The sequence below is a fragment of the Stutzerimonas stutzeri genome (assembly GCF_024448695.1).
GTDB lineage: Bacteria > Pseudomonadota > Gammaproteobacteria > Pseudomonadales > Pseudomonadaceae > Stutzerimonas > Stutzerimonas stutzeri_T.
In genome coordinates this window covers 25,815-33,681 of sequence record NZ_JAMOHY010000032.1, presented here as the reverse complement: position 1 = coordinate 33,681, position 7,867 = coordinate 25,815, and the positions used below count along the sequence as shown (strand labels likewise).

8 protein-coding genes are annotated in these 7,867 nt (G+C 59.7%); 6 read left to right on the top strand and 2 right to left on the bottom strand.

The features are described 5' to 3' along the window. The first annotated feature begins 25 nt into the window (after positions 1-25). Positions 26-1,063 (top strand): RNA methyltransferase, encoded by a 1,038-nt coding sequence (locus tag NAV32_RS16225; protein ID WP_256053836.1) that lies wholly within the window; start codon positions 26-28, stop codon positions 1,061-1,063. A gap of 59 nt (positions 1,064-1,122) precedes the next feature. Then, positions 1,123-2,442, top strand: a complete 1,320-nt coding sequence (locus tag NAV32_RS16220; protein ID WP_256053835.1) for a leucine-rich repeat-containing protein kinase family protein — start codon at positions 1,123-1,125, stop codon at positions 2,440-2,442. A gap of 60 nt (positions 2,443-2,502) precedes the next feature. On the opposite strand, the gene NAV32_RS16215 is transcribed toward NAV32_RS16220, so the two are convergent. Next, positions 2,503-3,012, bottom strand: a complete 510-nt coding sequence (locus NAV32_RS16215) for an ATP-dependent zinc protease (RefSeq protein WP_256053834.1) — start codon at positions 3,010-3,012, stop codon at positions 2,503-2,505. Positions 3,013-3,196: 184 nt separating this feature from the next. Here NAV32_RS16215 and NAV32_RS16210 point away from each other — a divergent pair, with 184 nt between their 5' ends. Next, entirely contained in the window at positions 3,197-3,619 is a 423-nt protein-coding gene (locus NAV32_RS16210) for a 3-phosphoshikimate 1-carboxyvinyltransferase (protein WP_256053833.1), read from the top strand. A 12-nt stretch (positions 3,620-3,631) separates the two neighbouring features. On the opposite strand, the gene NAV32_RS16205 is transcribed toward NAV32_RS16210, so the two are convergent. Then, positions 3,632-4,699 carry a methyltransferase gene (locus tag NAV32_RS16205; RefSeq protein ID WP_256053832.1) on the bottom strand — a complete coding sequence of 356 codons (1,068 nt, stop codon included), beginning with the start codon at positions 4,697-4,699 and terminating at the stop codon, positions 3,632-3,634. A 173-nt stretch (positions 4,700-4,872) separates the two neighbouring features. Here NAV32_RS16205 and NAV32_RS16200 point away from each other — a divergent pair, with 173 nt between their 5' ends. The 3 genes from NAV32_RS16200 to NAV32_RS16190 all read left to right on the top strand — a co-directional run bounded on the left by NAV32_RS16200 (position 4,873) and on the right by NAV32_RS16190 (position 7,592). Continuing rightward, positions 4,873-5,091 carry a DUF2970 domain-containing protein gene (locus NAV32_RS16200; RefSeq protein WP_256053831.1) on the top strand — a complete coding sequence of 73 codons (219 nt, stop codon included), beginning with the start codon at positions 4,873-4,875 and terminating at the stop codon, positions 5,089-5,091. Between the two features lie 358 nt (positions 5,092-5,449). Then, complete coding sequence (locus NAV32_RS16195; RefSeq protein WP_256053830.1) at positions 5,450-7,108, top strand: nitrite/sulfite reductase; 1,659 nt, start codon at positions 5,450-5,452, stop codon at positions 7,106-7,108. Further along, positions 7,092-7,592, top strand: coding sequence for a DUF934 domain-containing protein (locus tag NAV32_RS16190; RefSeq protein WP_256053829.1), 501 nt, complete (start codon positions 7,092-7,094; stop codon positions 7,590-7,592). Before NAV32_RS16195 ends, NAV32_RS16190 begins: the two co-directional genes overlap by 17 nt. Positions 7,593-7,867 lie beyond the last annotated feature (275 nt).

Genomic DNA, 7,867 nt, shown 5'->3' with positions numbered 1-7,867 from the left:
CATGCTCTGTTAGAATGCGCGCCCTATGCGCATTCCAGACATCCACCAGCAGCTTGCCGATATCGGCGCCAAGCCCGTGCACATCGGTCAGATGACCCGTGCCTGGCTCAAGGGCCAACCGCTGGATGCCGGCATTCGCCACCAGAAAAGCGAAGACTTTCTGCCTCTGTCGGTGCGCAACGGCCTGCCTGCCATCAGCAAAACCGTTGAGGACCTGGCCAGCCTGCGCTCAGAACACCCGGCAGAGGATGGTTCTGCCCGTCTGCTGGTGGCGCTGGCCGACGGCCAGCTGATCGAGAGCGTTCTGCTGCCGCGTGGCGGCCTGTGCATCTCCAGTCAGATCGGCTGTGCGGTGGGTTGCGTGTTCTGCATGACTGGCAAGAGTGGCCTGCTGCGTCAGCTCGGTAGCGCCGAAATCGTGGCCCAGGTCGCCCTCGCCCGACGCTTTCGCCCGGTGAAGAAAGTGGTGTTCATGGGCATGGGCGAGCCAGCGCACAACCTCGATAACGTGCTCGAAGCCATCGACCTGCTGGGCACCGATGGCGGCATTGCGCACAAGAACCTGGTGTTCTCCAGTGTTGGTGACCCGAGGATTTTCGAGCGGTTGCCGCAGCAGAAGGTCAAACCCGCCCTGGCACTTTCGCTGCACAGCACCGACGCGACACTGAGGCAGGCCCTGCTACCACGTGCACCGCAGTTCGATCCCGCCGAACTGGTCGAACTGGGCGAAGCCTATGCGCGCGAGGTGGACTATCCCATTCAGTACCAGTGGACCCTGCTCAAAGGCATCAATGACAGCCAGGCGGAAATGGACGGCATCATCCGCCTGCTCAAGGGCAAGTTCGCCATCATGAACGTCATTCCTTACAACAGCCTGGATGATGACGCCTACCGGCGCCCCGCCGCCGAGCGCATTCACCAGATCATGCGTTACCTGCATGAAAACGGTGTGTTGACCAAGGTACGCAACTCCGCCGGTCAGGATATCGACGGTGGCTGCGGTCAGTTGCGCGCCCGCGCCGAGCAGGCACTCAAGGCACCGAGAAAAATCGCTGCCGGCTAAAGGCACGACCCGCGCTGTTGCTGGTCATAGCAGGCGCCCAGCGGATACCAGGACAAGCAATGCACACATTGGAAGCCCTCAGACGCGGCGAACTGGCAGGCATCACCCGGCTCGACCTTTCAGAAGGCCTGACGGAATTCCCGCCTGAAATCTTCGCCCTGGCCGACAGCCTGGAAGTGCTCAACCTCTCGGGCAACCAGCTGTCCAGTCTGCCGGAGGATCTGCCACGCCTGCACAAGCTGCGCATCCTGTTCTGCTCGGACAATGCCTTCAACGAAGTACCCTCGGTACTCGGCGACTGTCCTGCGCTGGAAATGGTGGGCTTCAAGGCCAACCGCATCCACAGCCTGCCGGCTAGCGCCCTGCCCCGGAAGCTGCGCTGGCTGATCCTGACCGACAACCGGCTCGAACAATTGCCTGCAGAAATCGGTCAGTGCGAGCGGCTGCAGAAACTGATGCTGGCCGGTAATCGCCTGCGTTCCTTGCCGGCAACACTCGGCAACTGCCAGCAGCTGGAATTGCTGCGCATCGCGGCCAATCGCCTGCCCGATCTGCCCGCCTGGCTACTGACAATGCCGCGCCTGAGCTGGCTCGCCTTTGCCGGCAACCCGTTCAGCGATGCCATCGAAGCCGAAGTGCTGGCGCAGCATCCGCTGCCGCCGATCACACGTGAGCACCTCGTTCTGGGTGAAGTGCTCGGCCAAGGCGCTTCTGGCGTCATCCATCGTGCCGACTGGCAGCCACCCGCACAGGCAGCAAGAGCCATGGCCGCCAAGCTGTTCAAAGGCAGCCTGACCAGCGATGGCCTGCCGCACAGCGAAATGGCCGCGTGCATCGCAGCAGGCGAGCACCCGAATCTGATCCGTATCGCCGGGCCGCTGGCCGATCGCGAAGATGCCCCGCCAGGGTTGCTGATGGAGTTGATCGACCCAGCCTTCAAGGTGCTGGCCAATCCACCATCGCTCGCCAGCTGCACGCGCGACTGTTACGCGCCGCAGCAACGCTTTGATGCCGAACAGGTGCTGCGCATCGCCACCAGCGTGGCCAGTGCCATCGGGCATCTGCATGAGCGCGGCATTCTTCATGGCGACCTGTACGGCCACAACCTGCTTGTCGATCCACTTGGCAGAACCTTGCTGAGCGATTTCGGTGCAGCCTCCTTCCATAACCCGCACGGTAATGAAGGGCGGATGCTGCAGCAGCTCGAAGCCAGGGCGTTCGGCTATCTGCTGGAAGAGTTGCTGGAGCGGTGTGATGACAGCGCACACGACCCGCGCCTGCAGCGATTGTCTGTGCTCAAACAGCAGTGCCTGCGGGATATACCCGCGCAACGCCCCGACTTCACAACCCTGACCCTGGCGCTGCAAGCTCTTGTCTAGCCTTCCGCCAATCACGGATGTGCAAGCTCATGAGCCCGAAGCCCATCTGCCGATCTCATCTCAACAGGCTGGCTGACCTGCCGTGTATTTGTCCGCAGGGTCGATCGCAGCGCCCAGGTCGCGGATGGTTTTTGCGCCGATCAGAAGTGGATAACTGAAATGCCTGCGATCAGTGAGGTTCACCTCGGTTTCGCGTAGCTCGTTGCCGATGCACAGTTGCATGCCGACAACCGGCCGTTCGACCCGCGGCGGCTCGCCATCAAGATCGATCTCATCCGCCTCTTCGGCGCGCGACTTGATCTGGCTGATACCGATCAGAGGCATTTCATAACGTGTATCGTCGGCGCCTTTGACGGCCAGACGGAAGCGAATCCAGTCTTCACCGTCGCGATGGAATCGTTCGATATCGTGCGCCGAGAGCGATGCTGTCATGGCCCCGGTGTCCATCTTGGCAGGCAGAACCTTGCCGATTTCTTCAACCTTGATATGTTCGTAACGACCATAGAGAACGGGCTCGGCCGCAAATGCCGGAAGCGCCAACAGCCCCGTGAGGAAAAGAATGCGAGACAAAACAAGCTCCTGAGTGTTGATAGTGAGAACTATCGATAGCCTTTCTGCCGTAGCGTTCCATCCAGCCCCTTACAAAACGTTTCGCCCGTTTGGCGCACAGCAACGTGATTTACGACGCAACGGGAGCAAACGCCCAGGCGCTCACGGCTATCATTCATTCCTTCTCGAAATCTGGCCTCAACCCATGCTCGCACCCGACTCGACCCCTCGCGCTACGTCCTTGGAACTCGACCCCTTCGTCATCGGGCTGAAACAGCGACTCCCCGAAGAGTTGCGTGAAAGTTTCTCCGATGAACAACTGCAGGGCCTGCGCAGTGCGCTCGCTACCCGCTCATGGGCACGGCACAAACTGGATCTGCGTGGCACCTTCAACCTCTGGCGCACCCAGTACTATTTCGTGGTGGTCGCCGGGCGCAACAAACGCAGCCTGTCACGCGCACAGCAGAAACTGTCGCTGGCAGCCAAGGCCGGTGCGATCACGATGCTCCTGTTTTTCTCGGTGCTGCTGGGGCTGGTCCTGCTCTATGTGCTGAAATCCGCGCTCGGCATTGATCTGCTGCCCGGCCACTCCCTGGGCTTGTGGGACTGGCTCAAGGGCAGTCGCTGAACGGCGCTGCGCTCAACCAGCCCCAAGCCGCAGCAGTGTGTGGCCCAGTCCGATATCGTCGACCTGCTCGACAATGGCGAAACCCGCTTCCTCGACAATGGCCAGAAAGTCGTCACTGCGATAGAAGCGGCTGTTGCCGTTGGCCAGGCAAGTGAAATACAGCGAGGTGGCATTGAGGCTGTAGGCTGCTGCCTCGAACTGCTGACGATCCCAGAACAGCTCCAGGATGTAGACGTGGGCATCCGGCTGCATGGCAGCGCGAACACGCCGCAGGATGCGCAGAATTTCCATGGGCGAGAAACAGTCGAGAAACTGGCTCATCCACCAGATATCCCCCTGCTCGGGCAGCGCCTGGCCTTCATCGAGGATATTCATCGGATGGCCGTGAATCCTGTCGGCAAAGCCGCGTTCGCGGGCATTGTCCATCGCCAGGGCGAGCTGGCGCGGCAGATCGACGATGGTCATCTGCACTTCGGCATCATGGGCGCAACACTGCAACGACCATCTGCCGGTATTGCCGCCGATATCGATGATCCGCTTCGGCTTGTGGGCAAATACCCGTTTGAGCAACTCGGGAAAGGCCCGGTCGCTGTAGTAGTGATCAAAGGCAAACCAGCTTTGCCGCGCCGGTTCGGGCAGCTGCGCCAGGCCCTCGTAGATGGTGGGCCAGTCGCCCAGCTCTTTCAGCCCTTCCGGGCGGCCATTGCGGATTGCCGCACTCAGATGCGCCATGGCTCGATAGCAGACGTCCGCAGTGAAATCCATGTTGACGCGCGTCATGGCATCGTGGAGCAGAAAATGACCCAGACGCGCGAGTCGATAGTTATCAGCCTGGTGGGTGACGATCAGCGCACTCAGGCCCATGTCCAGCAGCACCTTGACGCCGTATTCGGACACCCCGCTCTGTTTGGCAATCTCCGTGACTCCCAGTCCGGCAGGCCCTGCCTCGTCCAGAATTGCCAGAATGCCCAACTCCCGGAGGCTGCGTGCCGCCTGAAAGGCCACTGGCGCAAAGGCCAGTTTCTGCGCCTGCTCCTTGGCTTGCAGGGCTGTCAGGGGGTCCAGATCGTAATGACTCAACTCGCATCTCCTTGCCTGAATGAAACCCTGCGGATAAACGACCGCAGGCCGCGCGCATGCTACGGCGACCGACCGCTGAAAAAAATGATCGCCGACAGCCGCCGGCATGATGTCCAGATCACTCTACGTATTCCACGACTAGACTTGCAGCAGACAATGCTCTCGAGGTGCCTATGACTGACAAGCAGGAGCGCAAGACGCTCACGTTGCGGCAAATGCTGCAAAGCGTGCTGGCAGGTGCGCTGGGGGTGCAGAGTGGCAAGAACCGCGCACGCGACTTCAGCCAGGGCAAGCCCAGTCAATTCATCCTGTTGGGGGTGGGCTTTACCTTGGTCTTCATTCTCGCGATTCTCGGCATCGTCAAGCTGGTGCTGTATATCGCCGGATTGTGATGAGGGGGCAGTGAGTGATGTTTACTGCTGGCTGACCCAGAAAACCGCCGTCGCGACTGCCAGGATAATCAGCAGCAAAATGGCGGTGGCGTCCGCCCTGCTGTCATTGTTGCGGTTGGAGTGCTCACTCATCGATCTGCTCCTTTATCCAAACCTCATGCATGGCAGTTAAGACCAAGCAGGCAAGGCGCTCAACCCGGACAGTGTAAATACCCGAAAAGCACCATTTCGTTCTAAACATATTCCCAAACATCACTTTTGCGCATAACCGGTAACTGGTATCTTGCCGCCCTTCCCTCAATGGGTGCGCGGCCGTGCGCGCGACAAGCTGTAGACAGCCCTGAGAACAGGACACTCCATGTACGTTTATGACCAGTACGACCAGCACATCATCGAAGATCGCGTACATCAGTTCCGCGATCAGATTCGCCGCTACCTCGCAGGCGAACTCACCGATGCAGAGCTCCTGCCACTGCGCCTGCAGAATGGCCTGTACATCCAGCGTTATGCGCCGATGCTGCGCATTGCCGTGCCCTATGGGTTGATGTCCTCTACCCAGATTCGCAAGCTGGCGGAAATTACCCGCAACTACGACAAGGGTTACGCGCACATCAGCACCCGGACCAACGTGCAGCTCAACTGGCCCGAGCTGGAAGACGTGCCGGATATCCTCGCCGAACTGGCCACAGTGCAGATGCACGCGATTCAGACCAGCGGCAACTGCATCCGTAACACCACCACCGACCAGTTCGCCGGTGTGGCCAAGGATGAATTGGTCGATCCACGTCCGTGGTGCGAAATTATTCGTCAGTGGTCGACCTTCCATCCGGAATTCGCCTTCCTGCCGCGCAAGTTCAAGATTGCCGTCAATGGCGCCGTGAGTGATCGGGCTGCCATCGAAGTTCACGACATCGGCCTTGAAGCGGTGCAGAACGACGTCGGTGAGCTGGGCTTCCGCGTATCGGTCGGCGGCGGCCTGGGCCGCACCCCCATCGTCGGCAGCTTCATCAATGAGTTCCTGCCCTGGCAGCACCTGCTCACCTATCTCGACGCCATTCTGCGGGTGTACAACCGCTATGGCCGCCGCGACAACAAGTTCAAGGCCCGCATCAAGATCCTGGTCAAGGCACTCACGCCGGAAGTGTTTGCCGAGCGCGTCCAGGCCGAGTGGGAATATCTCAAGGATGGTCCCAATACGCTGAACGACGCGGAAGTCGAACGTGTCAGCAAGTTCTTCGTCGACCCGGCCTACAAGGCGCTGGAAGACCAGAGCGCCGCCCTCGCCCAGCTCGATACCGTGCATCCGGGATTTGCCCGCTGGCGCCAGCGTAACGTCGTGGCGCACAAGAAGCCCGGTTATGCCGCGGTTACGCTATCGCTGAAAAGCACGGGTGTTGCCCCTGGCGATGTCACCGACAAGCAGCTGGACACCATTGCCGATCTGGCTGATCGCTACAGCTTCGGCGAAGTGCGCAACTCCCACGAACAAAACATGATCCTTGCTGACGTTGAGCAGTCACGTCTGTTCGAGCTGTGGCACGAGCTGCGTGAACTGGGCGTGGCAACACCGAACATCGGCCTGCTGACCGACATCATCTGCTGCCCGGGTGGTGATTTCTGCTCGCTGGCAAACGCCAAGTCGATCCCCATTGCCGAGGCTATCCAGCGTCGCTTCGAGGACCTGGATTACCTGTTCGACATTGGTGATCTTGATCTGAACATTTCCGGTTGCATGAATGCCTGTGGCCACCACCACGTGGGCCACATCGGTATTCTCGGGGTCGACAAGAAAGGCGCCGAGTTCTACCAGGTCTCCCTCGGGGGCAGCTCAGGTCGCAACGCCAGCCTGGGTCAGATCCTCGGCCCATCCTTCGCCCAGGATGTAATGCCTGACGTGATCGAAAAGATCATCGACGTCTATGTGGAGCAACGTACCGAAGATGAACAGTTTCTCGACACCTACCGCCGTATCGGTATCGACCCCTTCAAGGAGCGTGTCTATGCAGCGAATCATTAAGGACGATCAGGTCATCGATGAAAGCTGGCACCTGCTGCCTCGCAACGTGACGCTGGACGAGCTGACCAATAGCGACGATCTGATCGTGCCCTTCCAGTTGTGGCTCGAACACGCTCATGCCTTGAAAGCACGTGACGGCGGCCTCGGGGTCTGGCTGGATGCCGATGAAGCTGTGGAAGAAATCGCCAACGATCTGCAGCATTTTCAGGTCATCGCGCTCAACTTTCCGGTGTTTACCGATGGTCGCCACTATTCCAGTGCGCGCCTGCTGCGTGAACGCTACGGCTACAAGGGTGAGATCCGGGCGATTGGCGATGTACTGCGCGATCAGCTGTTCTATATGCGCCGATGCGGTTTCGACGCCTTCGCCGTGCGTCCGGACCGCGATCCCTACGACGCTCTGCAGGGACTGAAGGACTTCTCGGTGACCTATCAGGCGGCCACCGACGAACCGCTACCGCTGTTTCGCCGCCGCCAGGCCTGATAGCTGGTCGCAGGTGTAAAAGAAAAACCCGCCTCGGCGGGTTTTCTCTTATTGGTACATCCAGAAGTTGGGGTGGTCGCCGGGAACCATTTCCTTTGAGTGCTTGCGAACGAAGCGTTCCCGTATCTTCTTTGCCAGTGCTTTCATGATCGATTCCTGCTGTTGCGTTCAAGAGTTGCATTAGCTTCTCTCAATCGAACGCAACAACGAAATCGATAATGGCTATGAAGCCTATAGCCGTGATTCTGCCCGCTCGGGTGTCACGGGCTGGCACT